Consider the following 17,572-nt stretch of genomic DNA (forward strand, 5'->3'; position numbering starts at 1 on the left):
AAAAGATGCATACTGTAGTCGAGAGCGCGTATGCGTGATTTGATTAACTGGAGCGAGACCGATGAAAAAAGTCGTCACGGTTTGCCCCTATTGCGCATCAGGTTGCAAAATCAACCTGGTCGTCGATAACGGCAAAATCGTCCGGGCGGAGGCAGCGCAGGGGAAAACCAACCAGGGTACCCTGTGTCTGAAGGGTTATTATGGCTGGGACTTCATTAACGATACCCAGATCCTGACCCCGCGCCTGAAAACCCCCATGATCCGTCGCCAGCGTGGCGGCAAACTCGAACCTGTTTCCTGGGATGAGGCACTGAATTACGTTGCCGAGCGCCTGAGCGCCATCAAAGAGAAGTACGGTCCGGATGCCATCCAGACGACCGGCTCCTCGCGCGGTACGGGTAACGAAACCAACTATGTAATGCAAAAATTTGCGCGCGCCGTTATTGGTACCAATAACGTTGACTGCTGCGCTCGTGTCTGACACGGCCCATCGGTTGCAGGTCTGCACCAATCGGTCGGTAATGGCGCAATGAGCAATGCTATTAACGAAATTGATAATACCGATTTAGTGTTCGTTTTCGGGTATAACCCGGCGGATTCCCACCCAATCGTGGCGAATCACGTAATTAACGCTAAACGTAACGGGGCGAAAATTATCGTCTGCGATCCGCGTAAAATTGAAACCGCGCGCATTGCTGACATGCACATTGCATTGAAAAACGGCTCGAACATCGCGCTGTTGAATGCGATGGGCCATGTCATTATTGAAGAAAATCTGTACGACAAGGCGTTCGTCGCTTCCCGTACAGAAGGCTTTGAAGAGTATCGTAAAATCGTTGAAGGCTACACGCCGGAGTCGGTTGAAGATATCACCGGCGTCAGCGCCAGTGAGATTCGTCAGGCGGCGCGGATGTATGCCCAGGCAGAAAGCGCCGCCATCCTGTGGGGCATGGGGGTAACCCAGTTCTATCAGGGCGTGGAAACCGTGCGTTCTCTGACCAGCCTCGCGATGCTGACCGGTAACCTCGGTAAGCCACATGCGGGTGTAAACCCGGTTCGTGGTCAGAACAACGTGCAGGGTGCCTGCGATATGGGCGCGCTGCCGGATACGTATCCGGGCTATCAGTACGTGAAAGATCCGGCTAACCGCGAGAAATTCGCCAAAGCCTGGGGCGTGGAAAGCCTGCCTGCTCATACCGGCTATCGCATCAGCGAGCTGCCGCACCGCGTGGCGCATGGTGAAGTGAGAGCGGCGTACATTATGGGCGAAGATCCGCTGCAAACTGACGCGGAACTGTCGGCAGTACGTAAAGCCTTTGAAGATCTGGAACTGGTTATCGTTCAGGACATCTTTATGACCAAAACCGCGTCGGCGGCGGATGTCATTTTACCGTCAACGTCGTGGGGCGAGCATGAAGGCGTGTTTACTGCGGCTGACCGTGGCTTCCAGCGTTTCTTCAAGGCGGTTGAGCCGAAGTGGGATCTGAAAACGGACTGGCAAATCATCAGTGAAATTGCCACTCGTATGGGTTATCCGATGCACTACAACAACACCCAGGAGATCTGGGACGAGTTGCGTCATCTGTGCCCGGATTTCTACGGTGCGACTTACGAGAAAATGGGCGAACTGGGCTTCATTCAGTGGCCTTGCCGCGATACTTCAGATGCCGATCAGGGGACTTCTTATCTGTTTAAAGAGAAGTTTGATACCCCGAACGGTCTGGCGCAGTTCTTCACCTGCGACTGGGTAGCGCCAATCGACAAACTCACCGACGAGTACCCGATGGTACTGTCAACGGTGCGTGAAGTTGGTCACTACTCTTGCCGTTCGATGACCGGTAACTGTGCGGCACTGGCGGCGCTGGCTGATGAACCTGGCTACGCACAAATCAATACCGAAGACGCCAAACGTCTGGGTATTGAAGATGAGGCATTGGTTTGGGTGCACTCGCGTAAAGGCAAAATTATCACCCGTGCGCAGGTCAGCGATCGTCCGAACAAAGGGGCGATTTACATGACCTACCAGTGGTGGATTGGTGCCTGTAACGAGCTGGTGACCGAAAACTTAAGCCCGATTACGAAAACGCCGGAATACAAATACTGCGCCGTGCGCGTCGAGCCGATCGCCGATCAGCGCGCCGCCGAGCAGTACGTGATTGACGAGTACAACAAGTTGAAAACTCGCCTGCGCGAAGCGGCACTGGCGTAATACCGCGTAAACTCACGTTAAAAGCGGCGATATTACCCAACGCCTTTGTATCAATCCGGAAACGACTCTCTGTTTCCGGATTTTTTTATACATACCTGCGCAGTCAAACCAGCCCATCCTGGTTATTAGCGACGTCTTCTCGGTTGTTCTTCTATTCCAGTCACGATTGCAAATGAGAATTATCTTTACTCAATTCTCATCGCGGCCTAACGTAATAATACTTTACATTTGATAAACAAAATTTCGGTAAGGTGAGAAATCATCGACCATTTAACTCGTTCTATTAACGGGATATTCTGGCGCGATTAATGCAGCGAAACCCCGTCTGATAGCATATTAATAACCTCAAAGTAATTTCAGGGATTGGGAAGCATATGATTAAAAAACTATTACCTTTACTGGTTTTAAGCACAATTTCCGCCACAACCGTTGCCGCTACACCGCCTAATACGTTGGTTGTAGCCCAGGGGCTGGATGATATTGTGAGTCTGGACCCGGCAGAAGCTAATGAACTCTCAAGTATTCAGACTGTACCAAGTCTGTATCAACGCGTAGTACAACCGGACCGTAATGATCCGACGAAAATCACTCCGATTCTGGCGGAAAGTTGGCAGGCTGACCCCGCAGCCAAAACGCTAACCATAAAACTGAAAAGCGATGCGAAATTTGCCTCTGGTAATCCGGTACGCCCGGAAGATGTGATTTACTCTTATGTCCGGGCTGTCACACTGAATAAATCCGGTGCGTTTATTCTCAATGTGCTGGGATGGCAGCCAGAAAATATCGCCAGCCAGTTGAAGAAAATCGATGACCATACCGTCCAGGTGCAATGGAGTGCCGACGTCAGCCCGGCGCTGGCACTGAATATTCTCTCCACACCAATCGCCTCAATTGTTGACGAGAAGCTGGTTGCGCCAAACGCCAAAAATAACGACTTTGGTAATGAATGGCTGAAGATGCATTCCGCTGGCAGCGGCGCGTTTAAAATGCGTACTTACCAACCGCATCAGGCCATCGTGATGGAAGCCAACGCCAGCTCACCAACCGGCGCCCCGAAACTGAAAAACGTCATCATCAAAAATGTTCCCGATCCGGCAACGCGTCGCCTGCTGATCCAACAAGGTGATGCTGATATGGCTCGTGATCTGGGAGCCGATCAAATCGATGCATTACAGGGTAAACCTGGCGTAAAAGTGATGAGCATTGCCTCCGCCGAACAGAACTACCTGGCCTTCAATACCGGTAACAAGGATAACCCGCTGATGAGTAATCCTGCGTTCTGGGAGGCCGCTCGCTGGTTGGTCGATTACGACGGCATCACCAAAAATCTCTTAAAAGGACAATATTTTACCCATCAAAGTTTCCTGCCCGTGGGCTTTCCTGGAGCACTGGAAGAAACACCGTTTACCTTTAATCCAGCCAAAGCAAAAGAGATCCTCGCTAAAGCCGGAATCAAAGACCCGCACTTCACGCTTGATGTCGAAAATAAACCGCCATTTATTACCATCGCGCAGTCAATTCAGGCCAGCTTTGCTCAGGGCGGTGTAAAAGTTGATTTGCTGCCAGCCGCAGGGAGTCAGGTCTACTCTCGCGTTCGCGCCCACCAGCATCAGGGGGCCATTCGTATGTGGTTGCCTGATTATTTTGACGCACATTCCAACGCCAGCTCTTTCGCCTATAACGATGGCAAATCCAGCACCGTTGCCGGGTTAAACGGCTGGAAAATCCCGGAACTGAACAAAGAAACGCTGGCGGCCATCGCTGAACCTGATAGCACTAAACGTCTTGATTTGTATAAGAAAATGCAACAAGAACTACAACGTAGTTCCCCGTATGTCTTTATTGATCAAGGCAAAACGCAAATTGTCATGCGTGATAATGTGCAGGGGTATCAACAAGGGTTGAATGCCGATATGGTCTGGTTTGATCAGGTAACCAAATAACCCTGTATGCAACTCGCGTCCAGCCATGTTACCGGGCGCGGTACCAGGGCTGGCCTGTATTGCAGGCCAGCCGCTGATTTATCACTGTATGGAAAGATCATGTCTGTCGTTTTTTCCACTCGCGCGAGATGGCGAGGCAAGCGCCCTCTGCTCGCGCTGTTGCAAGGGCTGTTTACCGTTGCTCTGACGCTACTCGGCCTGCTGCTGATTACCTTTGCGCTTTCGGCTCTCTCACCGGTCGATCGCGTACTACAAATCGTTGGCGATCACGCCAGCCAGTCCACCTATGATCAGGTACGCCACCAGTTAGGATTGGATCAGCCGTTAGCCGTCCAGTTCTGGCATTACCTGATGAATCTGGCACACGGCGATCTGGGCATCGCCAGCTCCACCGGGCAACCAGTACTTCAGGACTTGCTATCAGCATTCCCGGCGACCATTGAACTGGCAACGTTGGCGCTTATTGTCGGTGCTGTTGTCGGCGTCATTGCGGGTGTACTTTGCGCCCGTTATGTCGGTTCTCCGCTGGATTTCACCGTGCGAACATTAACTCTACTGGGAAATTCCGTCCCTGTTTTTTGGCTTGGTCTGCTGATGCTGGCGCTGTTCTACGCCAGACTGCAATGGAGTGCCGGGCCGGGCAGGCTGGATGATATTTATCAATTCACCATAGAACCCCGCAGCGGATTTGCGCTGATTGATACGTGGCTTTCTGGCGATCGCGAGGCATTTACCAATGCAATCAACCATTTGATACTTCCGGTTTTATTACTGGCGTACTTCTCGCTCGCCAGTATTACGCGCCTGACTCGTTCCGCCTGTCTTGGCGAAATGAATAAAGAATATATTCTGCTGGCGCGCGCCAAAGGAGCCAGCGAGATGACAATTTTGCTACGTCATGTTTTACCCAACATTCGCGGCACCTTGCTCACTGTTATCGCCCTCGCCTATACATCAATGCTGGAAGGCGCGGTACTGACAGAAACCGTCTTTTCATGGCCAGGTATTGGGCGCTACCTCACTACAGCGCTCTTCGCGGGTGATACCACAGCAATCATGGGAGGAACGCTGCTGATTGGCGTCTGCTTTGTGTTGATAAATAACTTAACCGACCTGCTGGTCCGGCTGACCGATCCGAGGTTACGCTGATGCCGATGTTTCTCTTTTTACGCCGTTTACGCCATTCACCCGCCGCGTTTTGCGGGTTGATAATTATCCTGTTATTGATGCTAATTGCGCTCTTCGCGCCGTGGCTGGCACCTCACGATCCTAACTGGCAGGATGCGGCGGCGCGGTTACAAGCACCGAGTCGTCAGCACTGGCTCGGCACTGACAGTTACGGGCGAGACCTACTTTCACGTTTAATCTACGGCAGCCGTCCGGCACTGGGGCTGGTGGCATTGGTGACAATCATTACACTCCCGGTCGGTCTGCTGATTGGCATTTTAGCCGGGTACTACGGCGGCTGGCTGGAACGCGTGCTGATGCGTTTTACTGACGTAGTAATGTCAATGCCGCGTTTAATTCTGGCTTTTGCTTTTGTTGCCATGCTGGGGCCGGGGCTGGTTAACGGCGCACTGGCGCTGGCATTAACCACCTGGCCTGCTTATGCGCGTCAGGCACGGAGTGAGATCCAACGTCTGCGACACAGTGATTATCTTGCCGCCGCAGAAATGATGGGCATCCGCGGCAGGCGTCTGCTGGCTGGTCATATTTTGCCATTGTGCCTGCCATCTGCCATTGTCCGTCTGGCGCTGGATTTAGCGGGTATCATTCTGGCGGCTGCTGGCCTGGGTTTTCTTGGGCTTGGTGCTCGCCCGCCAATGGCGGAATGGGGAGCCATGATCGCCGACGGTATGCAGGTCATTTTTGATCAATGGTGGATTGCCGCCGCTCCCGGCGCAATTATCTTAATTGCCAGTCTGGCCTTTAATCTGCTGGGTGATGGCTTGCGCGATGTTCTGGAGCCTCAACATGACTGACTCACGTCTTAGTATCAACAATCTCTGCGTCGATTATCCGGAGTCCCGGGTCGTCAACAATGTCAGTTTTACATTAGGCAATGAACGTCTGGCGCTGGTCGGTGAGTCGGGTTCAGGTAAGTCCATGACCGCCCGCGCCCTGATGGGGCTGGTGCGTAAACCGGGTGTAGTAACCGCGGACACACTTAACATTCTGGGGCGTGATGCACTCACCCTTAACGCGCGTGGATGGCAACAGTTGCGCGGTAACGATATCGCGATGGTATTGCAAGATCCGCGTTACGCGCTTAATCCAGTAAAGACAGTAAAAGCGCAACTGGAAGAGGCGCTTACGCTCCATCAACGTCTGAACCGCCGCGAGAAAGAAGAGAAAATAAACACCGCAATTCAGGCTGTCGGCCTCAATACGCGAGTACTGCAAAGCTATCCTCGTGAACTTTCTGGCGGCATGGGGCAGCGAGTGATGATTGCAATTGCGCTCATCAACGATCCCCGGGTATTGATTGCCGATGAGCCAACATCAGCACTGGATGTGCGCCTGCGTAATCAGATTCTGGAACTGCTGGTTACCCAGTGTGAACAACGTCAGATGGCAATGTTGCTGATCAGTCACGACCTGCCATTAGTTGCCCAATTTTGCCATCGGGTGCTGGTGATGTATCAGGGAAATAAGGTGGATGAAATGCACGCTGCTGCGCTACCTACAGCAACGCATCCTTACACGCGCACACTGTGGACTTGCCGCCCAAATGCACAAACTTACGGGCAGATGCTGCCGACGCTGGACAGGACGGCAATGACGCCGGAGAAATACCATGACGATTGTTGAAATTAATCACTTACAGGTGACTTTTGCTGAGAAAACCGCAGTTTCTGCCGCCAGTTTTTCGGTTAATGCCGGAGAGACATTTAGTTTAATTGGCGAATCAGGCTGCGGAAAATCCACGATTTTGCGCGTAATTGCTGGATTACAGCGCGACTGGCACGGTCAGGTGTCACTGTTTGGGCACACCATCAAACCAGGAATGCGTTTTCAGGGCGATCTCCGCCGCAATGTGCAAATGGTGTTTCAGGATCCCTATGCCTCGTTGCATCCCAATCATACTCTGTGGCGAACGCTGGCTGAACCACTCAAAATTCGTGGCGAAAGAGAAATAGAAAAACGCGTCCAGACTGCACTGGAACAGGTTGGCTTGCCTTTCGACGCCGCTCGTCGCTACCCACACCAGCTTTCCGGTGGTCAACGGCAACGTGTGGTTATTGCTCGCGCCCTGTTGTTACGACCACAACTTCTTCTGCTGGATGAACCCACCTCGGCGTTGGATATGTCGGTACAAGCGGAAATCCTTAATTTGTTGAATCAACTTAAGCTGGAACACCAAATGACATATCTGCTGGTCAGTCACGATGCCGATGTCATCGCGCATATGTCTGATCGAGCGGCATTGATGTCCGAGGGAAAAATTCAGCGATTTTTTGATCGCGACGCCATGGAAAAGGGGGAACATCGGATGGATTAAAAAACCTGACATTGCATTAATTCATTCTGCTTTCAGGTCTTTTTACAGTTGTTTTTTTGTCCACCCGAACACTTTATACTGTCTCTCCCCTACCAAACTTCATTATCAAAATGAAAAAAATTATCACTTTGATGTTGTTTTTGACATTCTTTGCCCACGCGAACGACTCCGAGCCTGGCAGCCAGTATTTAAAGGCAGCAGAGGCCGGAGACCGACGCGCACAATATTTTCTTGCCGACAGCTGGTTTAGCTCCGGCGATTTGAGCAAAGCCGAATATTGGGCACAGAAAGCCGCCGACAGCGGTGATGCCGATGCCTGCGCGCTGTTGGCGCAGATCAAAATCACCAATCCGGTCAGTCTGGACTATCCACAAGCAAAAGTGCTTGCCGAGAAAGCAGCGCAAGCGGGCAGTAAAGAAGGTGAAGTAACGCTGGCGCATATTCTGGTAAATACGCAAGCGGGTAAACCGGATTATCCAAAGGCGATTTCGCTGTTAGAAAACGCCTCGGAAGATCTGGAGAACGACTCTGCCGTCGATGCCCAAATGCTGCTTGGTTTGATTTACGCCAACGGCGTGGGCATTAAGGCCGACGATGACAAAGCAACCTGGTATTTCAAACGCAGCTCTGCGATTTCCCGAACCGGTTATTCCGAATACTGGGCGGGAATGATGTTCTTAAACGGTGAAGAGGGTTTTATCGAGAAGAACAAACAAAAGGCGCTGCACTGGTTGAACCTGAGCTGTATGGAAGGGTTTGATACCGGTTGTGAAGAGTTTGAAAAATTAACTAACGGTTAAGGTAGGCGCAGCAAACGTCGCATCAGGCATTGATGTCGGATGCGGCGTAAACGCCTTATCCGACCTACAAAAATCACGCCAAATCAGGCTATTGCGCTGTCTGGCGTAGGCCTGATAAGACGCGGCAACCGTCGCATCAGACATTGATGCCGGATGCGGCGTAAACGCCTTATCCGACCTACAAAATCACGCTACATCAGGCTATTGCGCTGTCTGGCGTAGGCCTGATAAGACGCGGCAAGCGTCGCATCAGGCGTTGATGTCGGATGCGGCGTAAACGCCTTATCCGACCTACAAAAACCACGCTACATCAGGCTATTACGCTGTCTGGCGTAGGCCTGATAAGACGCGGCAAGCGTCGCATCAGGCGTTGATGTCGGATGCGGCGTAAACGCCTTATCCGACCTACAAAATCACGCTACATCAGGCTATTGCGCTGTCTGGCGTAGGCCTGATAAGACGCGGCAAGCGTCGCATCAGGCGTTGATGTCGGATGCGGCGTAAACGCCTTATCCGACCTACAAAAACCACGCTACATCAGGCTATTACGCTGTCTGGCGTAGGCCTGATAAGACGCGGCAAGCGTCGCATCAGGCGTTGATGTCGGATGCGGCGTAAACGCCTTATCCGACCTACAAAATCACGCTACATCAGGCTATTGCGCTGTCTGACGTAGGCCTGATAAGACGCGGCAAGCGTCGCATCAGGCGTTGATGTCGGATGCGGCGTAAACGCCTTATCCGACCTACAAAAATCACGCTACATCAGGCTATTACTCAGTCAGGCATCCACACATTGCCGGGTGGATATCCCCCCGGCAATCTTCAATTACTGATCCGCCGTTTTATCAAATTTGCCCAGCACTTCACGCTCATAAGCCAGCGCTTTCTTACGGTCAAATTTGTGTTCCCACTTGGCAATCACCAGCACCGCCAGCGCATTACCCACCACGTTCAGCGCAGTACGCGCCATATCGAGGATACGGTCAACACCGGCAATAAACGCCAGACCTTCCAGCGGAATACCTACGCTACCCAGCGTTGCCAGCAACACCACAAACGACACGCCCGGCACGCCAGCAATCCCTTTCGAGGTCACCATCAGCGTCAGCACCAGAATGATTTCCTGCCAGATGGACAGGTCAATGCCATACAGCTGAGCGATGAAAATAGCGGCAATACTTTGATACAGCGTCGAACCATCAAGGTTAAAAGAGTAACCGGTCGGCACCACGAAACTGGTGATCGACGCCGGTGCTCCGTAGGCTTCCATCTTCTCAATAATTCGCGGCAGCACGCTTTCAGAGCTGGCAGTGGAGTACGCCAGAATCAGCTCATCTTTCAGAATACGAATCAGGATCCAGACGCTTAACCCGCACAGGCGCGCCACAATTCCCAGCACTACCAGCGCGAAGAACAGAATGGCGAAATGCACCAGCAGCACCAGTTTCGCCAGTGGCCACAGAGACGAGAAACCAAAGTTAGCCACCGTCACCGCAATCAGCGCAAACACACCCACCGGCGCATAACGCATCACCATGTGAGTCACTTTAAACATGGTTTCAGAGATGGAGCGGAAAACGGTCACCAGCGGTTCACGATGCGTCGCGGGCAGGGATGAAAGCCCCAGACCAAACAGCACCGAGAAGAAGATGATCGGCAGCATTTCGCCTTTCGCCATCGACGCCACGATGTTCGTCGGCACCAGCGACAAAATCGTGCCCATAATGCCGTGGGAACTGCTTTGTACCGCTTCCGTAGTGCTCTGATATTTCGAGATATCGACGGTCGCCAGCTGCGACATATCCACCCCGGCACCGGGCTGGAAGACGTTCGCCAGAGTGATCCCCAAAATGATGGCGACGGTGGTGATCACCTCGAAGTAGATAATGGTTTTCGCACCAATACGCCCGAGCTGTTTGGCATCACCAACACCCGCGATACCCACCACCAGTGTGGAGATCACAATCGGCACAACAATCATTTTGATCAGATGGATGAAGATATCACCCGCCGGAGAGAGCAAATTGACGACCAGCCAGTCGCGGCTGTCGCTATGGTAGTGCAGGTAGCTTCCCAGGAGAATGCCCAGCACCATAGCAAACAGAATCTGCCAGGCCAGGCTGAATTTTATATTTTTCATCAGAATAACTTCCTCAATGGAGCGCCGTTCCCCGTTCAGAAACGCGAGAACGTGACATACTGCCAGGGCATGAATTGTGTTGCGTTGGTTTGTAGATTTTTTTAACGCTTATGATCAGTATCATTTGCGCGGTATGTTGCGCAACCCTTTAACAACAGAGCTTTTCGCTGCATTAATGCATAATAACGCGAGTTTATGGCAGGATTAATGAATAACCATTTGTTATAGAAGGATTTTTATTTGTTTAATCTGCAATAATACTGATTGGTGATTATTTTTGATTATATGTTCATTCGATTATTTTTTATGCAGCTCAATAACATAATCTTCATCACCAGATGATTAATCTGATCTCCGCTGCAACAATTTCGCCATATTAATCGACTCGACCAGCTGTGTCCGGTTGATCCGGGGTGAGTTGAGATCCATCACTTTTTGCCATAGTTCGATGGCTTGCGCGTAGTTCGCCTGCATAAACGCATCGGAAGCCAGCAGCATCAGAGCGGTGATTTCGTTAGAGTCCAGCGCGAGGGCTCTGTCGATCATTGCGCGAGTCTGGACGGTCATATGTTGGCTGGCCTGGTAATACAGCACCGTCGCCAGCGCCGCATACAGTTCAGCGTTCTCACCACGTAGTTGCAACGCCTGACGGTACGCCAGCAGCGAATTGCTGTAATCGTTTTGCCACAGATAATACTCGCCCAGTAACGCCCACTGTTCGCTGTTTTGTGGATTAGCACGGATTTTATCCTGCAATGCCTGAAGCTGCGCTTCCGGGGTTTGCTGGCTGGCAAACTGATGCAGCGGATCGCGCTGACGCTGATACTCCGCACGTACCGCCTGCCATTTTGGACTTAACAGATAACTGCCGACACAGAGAAATACCATCAAAATCGTGAGTGTTGTCAGCATTTTCACCGGTATTTGGGGCTGTTTCATCGCTTCGCCCTCACTCGCCAGAGGATCAGTGCCATCAGCAGTAACAACACTACTGGCAGCGCCCACAACACCAGCGTCTGACCCGTTAACGGTGGGTTATAGCGAACAAAATCTCCGTAGCGTTCGGTCATCCAGTCAATGATTTCGACTTCACTTTTCCCCTCTTCCACCATGGTGTAAACCTGATGGCGCATACTGACTGCCACCGGCGCATTGGATTCCAGTAAGTTCTGATTCTGGCACTGCGGACAACGTAACTGGCTGGCAATATTTAACGCCTGTTGCTGTTGTTGCGGATTGGCGAATTGCCAGGTGTCTACAACCTGAGCGCGCGCAAAACAGGTAAATAACAGCAGTAGCGTGAGAAGCCCTTTATTCATCGCGCTTCCTTCCCCGCCATCCGCTTAACAATGCGCCCGCAATCATCAACAATCCTCCCCCCCAGATCCAGCGCACACCGCTTTGTACATACAAACGAAAAGCGTAACGATCCGCTCCGGTTTTCTCGCCCATGACCGCATACCAGTCATGGATGCCATTCCAGCGAATTGACGGTTCCATCATTTGCTGACGACGTGCTTCGTAAAAACGCCGCTCCGGCGTTAATTCACCAATGCGTTGCTGATGGTCAAACAGTGCCACTATCGCTTTTTCGCTGGTGTAATTGCCTTTGGCTTGCAGATCGAGGCGCTCAAAACGGAAGGTGTATCCTGCCAGCGTCACCTGCTGACCCGGCTGTAAATTCAGGCTGATCTCCTGACGGCTGACGCTGGAAACCACGATCCCCGCGGCAAATAACAGCACGCCCGCATGCGCCAGCAGCGCCGGAAGCTGAGCACGTTTGCCAGAGACAAACGTCGCCAGCACAATCACCACCAGCATCAACAGAGCAAACGGTAACGTCGCGCGGTTAAAATACGGCGCGCCAACGGAGAGGCGTCCCCAGCCCAGCAGGCCGTAAATCATCGGATAAAGCGTTCCCACCAGCACGATCAGTAGCACTGCGCAAAACAGCAACAGCGTAGCGAGGATTAACATTTCCCGCGATAACCCCGAAAAACGCACCGCCGGGCCACCGTCCCGCGCTCGCCAGCCATACAGAGCCAGAGACGCAAGGCTAATCAGTGCAAACAGGCTGAACAACGGCACGGCGCGGACGTTATCCAGCGCGAACGCATGAACCGAAACCAGAATGCCAGAACGGACAATTAAGGTGCCCAGCAGCGACAGCATCAGAGTTACTATCGCCAGCAACAGCGACCAGTGGCGGAAAATCCCCCGCTGGCGTGTCAGGGATAAACTGTGCAGCAGCGCTGTGGCAGAAAGCCAGGGTAATAACGACGCGTTTTCCACCGGATCCCAGAACCACCAGCCGCCCCAGCCCAGTTCGCAATAGGCCCACCAGGAACCGAGGATGATCCCCGCCGTTAATGCGCTCCAGCCAGGTAGTGCCCAACGCCAGCAAATTCGGGCGCTGGCACCATCAAGCTCGCCGCGCAGTAAACTCGCCAGTGCCACGCTCGCCGCCACCATCAAACCGCCGTAGCCGAGATAAAGCAGCGGTGGATGAAAGATAAGACCGGGATGTTGCAGCATCGGATTGAGATCGCGGCCTTCGATTGCTGGTGGAAATATCCGCACGAAGGGATCGGACCACAGCACCACAAACAGTAGCAGTGTGGCGAGCATGAGAGATAAAACGGCTAGCGTCAGCGGAAATAGCGGATCGGTTTGCTGTCGATAATGCCAGGCAAACAGCGCGCTCCAGGCGGAAAGCAGCAGCACCCAAAGCAGCAGCGAACCTTCATGACCGCCCCACACCGCCGCCAGTTTGAGTTCCCACGACAGCAGGCTATAGCTATGTTGGGCGACATAAATGACCGAGAAATCGCTGATGAGAAAACAATACGTCAGTACGCCAAAGGCGAGCAGCAGGAGCGCGAACTGCGCCAGAATGCCGATGCAAGTGAGTCGCATCATGGCAGGCCAGCGCAACCGCACTCCCGCGAAGGCCGTCAACGGGGTCAACACGTTGACCCCGAGACTTAACAACAACGCCAGAAAACTGACTTCAGGAAGGAATACGTCCAGAAACCACCTCTGTTCTGGCTTACGCCACCGTTAACTGCCCGGCGTAGAGAATGAAAAAGCGCAGCATCAACACGCCGACCAGGCTGGCCCCACATGCCGCCAGCACGGCAGGAATGCCGGAACTGCGATTGACCCACGGTTTGAGCAACATTGGCACAATCAGCCCCAGCCCGGCGACACCAAGCCAGAACCACCACGTCCAGAAACCGCCGCCCAATGCCGCCACCAGCGCACGCACTTTACCGTCATCGCCCAGCGCCAGACCGACAAAAAACGCCACCAGCAGGAAGATTTCACCCCATACCACGGGGATTTCCATACGGTGTACAAAGTGCGCTTCCGTGGAATGCGGGTTACTGCGTTGGCGTATCGCCATGGCGATCAGCGCCACCGCCGCACCAGACGAGATGCCGGAGAAGAGGAACAGCACCGGCAGGATCGGGTTATTGAGGAACGGATACGATTTCAGCGCCGACAGCAGAAAGCCGGTATAAGCCCCCAACAACACCGCCAGCACCAGCATCAATGTTTCCAGTCCGCGATGAACGGGCGTCAGCAGGCTCAAGACCTTTTGCACGATCCCCAGCTTCGGCAACCAGCGTTGTTGCAGGGCAAGCAAATCATGTTCAAAGATTTTCGCCAGCCACAGCACCAGCACCACCATGTAAAGCTGAAACAGCATCACCCCCATCGACATCACCGAGGTAAAACTGTAGTGGAACATCAGCTTCCAGAAGGTCCACGGTCTTGTCAGGTGGAAGACGAGGATCAACAGACCGAGGATCACCGCGCCAGGCCCGACAATCAGCGTGGTGCGCAACAACGTACTGTCTGCACCGCCCGCCTGCGGGTAGACACGACGTAACAGCACGGCCAGCGTCACCAGACCGGCAGAAATACCAATCAAAAACAGGTAGATGGCAATCGGCCAGTCCCACACCAGCGATTCAAAATGAAATGCGGAAGTCTGCGTCATTGGCTCACCTCCCCGTATTTAAACGGTACGCGGTACAGCTTCGGTTTGGTTCCCAGCGCCAGCTTGTAGCGGTAAGTGGGCTTCTGGCGCAGCAGTTGCGAAATCTCACTGCTGGGATCGTCCAGATTGCCAAACGTCAGCGCCTTCGTCGGGCAAGCCTCAACGCACGCGGGCAGCTTACCGGCCTGCAAATGGGTCTTACGGCAGAAATCGCATTTGTCCGCCGTCTTCGTGACCGGATGGATAAAGCGCACGCGGTACGGACAGGCGGCGATGCAGTACTGACAACCGACGCAGAGATCCGGATTAACATCGACAATCCCACTGGCAGCGTCGCGAAAAGACGCACCGGTCGGGCAAACGTCAACGCACGGCGCATGATCGCAGTGCTGGCAAGACTTACGGAAGAAGCGATATTTCACATCAGGAAATTCGCCCTGCGGCTCGCTACGAATAATCGTCAGGCGCGAGACGCCTTCCGGCACCTTGTTCACTTCCCGACAAGCATCCATACAGGCGGTACAGCCGATGCATAACGACTCGTCATGCACCATGCCGTAACGCACCCCATTGATATTCAACGTTTTCGCCACCACGCGTCCTGCGGTGCCGCTGACGGCTGCCAGCACGCCGACGCCGGTGAGAAACTGGCGACGAGACCAGGTCATGGCTGCTCCTTAAGCAACGGAACAGACGCCGGGTTAAAGTTCGGATTGGTGCGCTGATCGCTGTGGCAATCGACGCAAATCTTAATCCGTCCTTTGTCACTTAACGTCTGCATCGTATCTTGCTGTGGATGCAGGGAATGGCAGCTGGCGCACGCCACTTTGGTTACGTGGACATCGTGCGGCCAGAAGGCTTTTTGCAACTGTTCCGGCAGATGGCAGGACATACAGACGCTGTTCTGCTCTCCAACCTTGTACATCGGCTCGTTAAAGCGCATCACATCTTTCACCCCTTCGCGGTGTTGCGGTGATGGCTGACCGTGGCAGTTGGTGCAGGTGACCGGCAGTTTGTTATTCGGGTTGATAACAGAAGCATGTTTGCCATGCATACCTTCGGTATCTGGCTTATGACAGTCCAGACAGGCGGCATCCGGGTTACGCTGCTGGGTAACTTCGTAGCGATCATCAGATGCCTGCGCCGCAGGGGTAGCGGTAATTCCGTTCAGGCTCCACAACAGGCCCGACGCCAGCACCCCGGCAGTTAATAACGAACGTAATACGCTCATATTCACTCCATTGTGTTTTCCGCCCCTTGCGAGGCGGAACGGGGTTATTGGCTTAACAGACCGTTTTTACGTGCCTGCTCTTCCCACTGCGGGATCACCGTTTTGATGAAGTCCTGCTTCTCGGCCTTGATTTGCTCCATGTTCAGGCCAATGGCCTGCTGGGCTTTCTCTTTGGTCGAGATATCCGGGATCTGGATTTCATGGGTAATGCCTTTGGTCGCCAGCAGGCGCGCCAGTTTGGTGCGTGCATCCGCCGCTTTATCCATCGCCGTACCGAGCATCCTCAGACCTTCTTCCGGTGCGTGCATATGAATGCCGTGGGAAGCGATCGCCAAATCCCAACGCCACTGGGCATGACGGATATCGTCCTGAATCGGCTTCATTTCGGCTTCCGTTGCACCTGCATCCAGCGCCGCTTTCGCTTCGAAGTGAGCGTGAACCAGTTGATCTTCAACCTTGATTTTCAGGTCGTTAATCGACTGCTTACGTTCCGCGACCACTTTCTGCAAGGCAGCTTTGTCCTGGGTATGGCAGTTCGCACAAGTCTGGGCGAAGTTATCAAACGGATTACCAATTTTATGGTCGGTGTAGAGTTTGCCTTCGGCGTTCTGCACTTTTGGCATATGGCAATCGATACAGGTCACGTTGTTTTTGCCGTGAATGCCCGCTGTCCAGGTTTCATATTCCGGGTGCTGCGCTTTCAGCATTGGCGTTTTCGACAGGGAGTTAGTCCAGTCAGAGAAGGCAATTTTGTCGTAATACTGCTCCATATTTTCGACTTTCATGCCGTCATCCCACGGGAATTTAACCGCTTTGTTTTTGCCGTCGAAGTAATACTCCACATGGCACTGACCGCAAACCATCGATTGCTGGTCGAAACGTCCGGCTTTCTCGAAAGGTTTACCAATGGCTTCCATCGCGCGAGCCGCATACGGACGGGAAAGGGTTAACTCCGGTTTGCCTTTGGCGAACTCTGGTGAGGCGGTGTTATGGCAATCGGCACAACCTAAGTTGTTGACGATTTCCGGGCCGCCGCGCGCCCATTTTCCGTGGAAGTAGCCATCTTCGCCGTCTTTCTGGATCAGACGCGCCACATCCGGGCTTTTACAACTCCAGCACGCCATCGGTAGCGGACCATCTTCAGCGTTTTTCGGCGCACCGGTACGCAGGGTTTCACGCACATCGGTCACAGCAAAGGCATGTCCACGCGGCTTGTTGTAATCGCGCGAGAAGGGATACCCTGCCCACAGGATCACCAGCCGTGGATCTTCCGCCAGGGCGTCAACACGCTCTGACTGTTCCGAGGTAGCTTTCCAGGAGAGATATTGATCGGGATGCTGCGGGGCAAAGGTTTCATTCTTCGCTTCCACAGTTACAGGTGTTGCGGGAGCAGCCGTTTGTTCAGCGTGAACAGAAGTGAAAAAGAAAAAAGGAATCAATAAGCTGAAGATACGGCGTGCGTTTATTTTTATCCTTGTCATAGGGCTTCATCCGAATTGCGCCATTGTTGCAATGGCGGTTTTTATTGTTTTTCACGACAGTAACCGCACCTACACTGTCATGACATTGCTCGTCCCTATGTGTAACAAATAACCACACTATGAATGTTGTCTTTAATCAATTGTAAGTGCATGTAAAATACCACTTTAGAGTTAGTCAGTATCTTCCTCTTTTTCAACAGCATGCATAACTGCATGTTCCTCAAAGAATTAATCAACTTTTGTTGCTGACCTTCAAAA

The 17,572-nt window shown here is 52.9% G+C and carries 15 protein-coding genes; 7 read left to right on the forward strand and 8 right to left on the reverse strand.

The genetic code is table 11. The annotated features are described in order from the left end of the window. Positions 1-61 precede the first annotated feature (61 nt). From HBM92_RS22355 to yjcO, 7 genes are all read left to right on the forward strand, one after another. Positions 62-2,209: a formate dehydrogenase H subunit alpha, selenocysteine-containing gene (locus HBM92_RS22355; protein WP_011076734.1), complete on the forward strand. Its 2,148-nt coding sequence runs from the start codon at positions 62-64 to the stop codon at positions 2,207-2,209. 374 nt (positions 2,210-2,583) lie between these two features. Next, the gene (locus HBM92_RS22360; RefSeq protein ID WP_000592281.1) at positions 2,584-4,152 is read left to right on the forward strand and encodes an ABC transporter substrate-binding protein; all 1,569 of its coding nucleotides are present in this window, start codon (positions 2,584-2,586) and stop codon (positions 4,150-4,152) included. A gap of 99 nt (positions 4,153-4,251) precedes the next feature. After that, positions 4,252-5,301 carry an ABC transporter permease gene (locus HBM92_RS22365; protein WP_001296651.1) on the forward strand — a complete coding sequence of 350 codons (1,050 nt, stop codon included), beginning with the start codon at positions 4,252-4,254 and terminating at the stop codon, positions 5,299-5,301. Further along, positions 5,301-6,134, forward strand: a complete 834-nt coding sequence (locus HBM92_RS22370) for an ABC transporter permease (RefSeq protein ID WP_001131977.1) — start codon at positions 5,301-5,303, stop codon at positions 6,132-6,134. Before HBM92_RS22365 ends, HBM92_RS22370 begins: the two co-directional genes overlap by 1 nt. Then, on the forward strand, positions 6,127-6,963 hold the full coding sequence (locus HBM92_RS22375) for an ABC transporter ATP-binding protein (protein ID WP_000132446.1): 837 nt from the start codon (positions 6,127-6,129) through the stop codon (positions 6,961-6,963). The genes HBM92_RS22370 and HBM92_RS22375 overlap by 8 nt, the downstream gene beginning before the upstream one ends. Next, positions 6,950-7,654 (forward strand): ABC transporter ATP-binding protein, encoded by a 705-nt coding sequence (locus HBM92_RS22380; RefSeq protein WP_000156927.1) that lies wholly within the window; start codon positions 6,950-6,952, stop codon positions 7,652-7,654. Before HBM92_RS22375 ends, HBM92_RS22380 begins: the two co-directional genes overlap by 14 nt. A 110-nt stretch (positions 7,655-7,764) precedes the next feature. Further along, complete coding sequence (gene yjcO, locus HBM92_RS22385; RefSeq protein WP_001296650.1) at positions 7,765-8,454, forward strand: Sel1 family TPR-like repeat protein YjcO; 690 nt, start codon at positions 7,765-7,767, stop codon at positions 8,452-8,454. A gap of 828 nt (positions 8,455-9,282) precedes the next feature. Here the strand turns inward: yjcO and gltP are convergent. The 8 genes from gltP to nrfA form a co-directional block, all read right to left on the reverse strand. Next, entirely contained in the window at positions 9,283-10,596 is a 1,314-nt protein-coding gene (gene gltP / locus HBM92_RS22390) for a glutamate/aspartate:proton symporter GltP (protein ID WP_000789589.1), read from the reverse strand. A 342-nt stretch (positions 10,597-10,938) separates the two neighbouring features. Further along, complete coding sequence (nrfG, locus tag HBM92_RS22395; RefSeq protein WP_000812989.1) at positions 10,939-11,535, reverse strand: heme lyase NrfEFG subunit NrfG; 597 nt, start codon at positions 11,533-11,535, stop codon at positions 10,939-10,941. Continuing rightward, the gene (gene nrfF, locus HBM92_RS22400; protein WP_001032550.1) at positions 11,532-11,915 is read right to left on the reverse strand and encodes a heme lyase NrfEFG subunit NrfF; all 384 of its coding nucleotides are present in this window, start codon (positions 11,913-11,915) and stop codon (positions 11,532-11,534) included. The genes nrfG and nrfF overlap by 4 nt, the downstream gene beginning before the upstream one ends. Further along, a complete protein-coding gene (locus HBM92_RS22405; RefSeq protein ID WP_071526285.1) occupies positions 11,908-13,626 on the reverse strand; it encodes a heme lyase CcmF/NrfE family subunit in 1,719 nt (572 codons plus the stop codon). Before HBM92_RS22405 ends, nrfF begins: the two co-directional genes overlap by 8 nt. 19 nt (positions 13,627-13,645) lie before the next feature. Then, positions 13,646-14,602: a cytochrome c nitrite reductase subunit NrfD gene (gene nrfD / locus HBM92_RS22410; RefSeq protein ID WP_000195192.1), complete on the reverse strand. Its 957-nt coding sequence runs from the start codon at positions 14,600-14,602 to the stop codon at positions 13,646-13,648. Then, entirely contained in the window at positions 14,599-15,270 is a 672-nt protein-coding gene (gene nrfC, locus HBM92_RS22415; protein ID WP_000220273.1) for a cytochrome c nitrite reductase Fe-S protein, read from the reverse strand. Before nrfC ends, nrfD begins: the two co-directional genes overlap by 4 nt. Further along, positions 15,267-15,833, reverse strand: a complete 567-nt coding sequence (gene nrfB, locus HBM92_RS22420) for a cytochrome c nitrite reductase pentaheme subunit (RefSeq protein ID WP_001295391.1) — start codon at positions 15,831-15,833, stop codon at positions 15,267-15,269. Before nrfB ends, nrfC begins: the two co-directional genes overlap by 4 nt. A 44-nt stretch (positions 15,834-15,877) precedes the next feature. Further along, the gene (gene nrfA, locus HBM92_RS22425) at positions 15,878-17,314 is read right to left on the reverse strand and encodes an ammonia-forming nitrite reductase cytochrome c552 subunit (RefSeq protein WP_000196879.1); all 1,437 of its coding nucleotides are present in this window, start codon (positions 17,312-17,314) and stop codon (positions 15,878-15,880) included. Positions 17,315-17,572: the final 258 nt, after the last annotated feature.

Origin of the sequence: Escherichia sp. E.sYA108 (genome assembly GCF_011754335.1) — a bacterium.
GTDB lineage: Bacteria > Pseudomonadota > Gammaproteobacteria > Enterobacterales > Enterobacteriaceae > Escherichia > Escherichia coli.

What these genes read in the sequence shown, in the direction of transcription:
- HBM92_RS22360 (WP_000592281.1), top strand. Translation starts at nt 2,584, where the DNA reads ATGATTAAAAAACTATTACCTTTACTGGTTTTAAGCACAATTTCCGCC.
- HBM92_RS22365 (WP_001296651.1), top strand. Translation starts at nt 4,252, where the DNA reads ATGTCTGTCGTTTTTTCCACTCGCGCGAGATGGCGAGGCAAGCGCCCT.
- HBM92_RS22370 (WP_001131977.1), top strand. Translation starts at nt 5,301, where the DNA reads ATGCCGATGTTTCTCTTTTTACGCCGTTTACGCCATTCACCCGCCGCG.
- HBM92_RS22375 (WP_000132446.1), top strand. Translation starts at nt 6,127, where the DNA reads ATGACTGACTCACGTCTTAGTATCAACAATCTCTGCGTCGATTATCCG.
- HBM92_RS22380 (WP_000156927.1), top strand. Translation starts at nt 6,950, where the DNA reads ATGACGATTGTTGAAATTAATCACTTACAGGTGACTTTTGCTGAGAAA.
- yjcO (WP_001296650.1), top strand. Translation starts at nt 7,765, where the DNA reads ATGAAAAAAATTATCACTTTGATGTTGTTTTTGACATTCTTTGCCCAC.
- gltP (WP_000789589.1), bottom strand. Translation starts at nt 10,596, where the DNA reads ATGAAAAATATAAAATTCAGCCTGGCCTGGCAGATTCTGTTTGCTATG.
- nrfG (WP_000812989.1), bottom strand. Translation starts at nt 11,535, where the DNA reads ATGAAACAGCCCCAAATACCGGTGAAAATGCTGACAACACTCACGATT.
- nrfF (WP_001032550.1), bottom strand. Translation starts at nt 11,915, where the DNA reads ATGAATAAAGGGCTTCTCACGCTACTGCTGTTATTTACCTGTTTTGCG.
- nrfD (WP_000195192.1), bottom strand. Translation starts at nt 14,602, where the DNA reads ATGACGCAGACTTCCGCATTTCATTTTGAATCGCTGGTGTGGGACTGG.
- nrfC (WP_000220273.1), bottom strand. Translation starts at nt 15,270, where the DNA reads ATGACCTGGTCTCGTCGCCAGTTTCTCACCGGCGTCGGCGTGCTGGCA.
- nrfB (WP_001295391.1), bottom strand. Translation starts at nt 15,833, where the DNA reads ATGAGCGTATTACGTTCGTTATTAACTGCCGGGGTGCTGGCGTCGGGC.
- nrfA (WP_000196879.1), bottom strand. Translation starts at nt 17,314, where the DNA reads ATGACAAGGATAAAAATAAACGCACGCCGTATCTTCAGCTTATTGATT.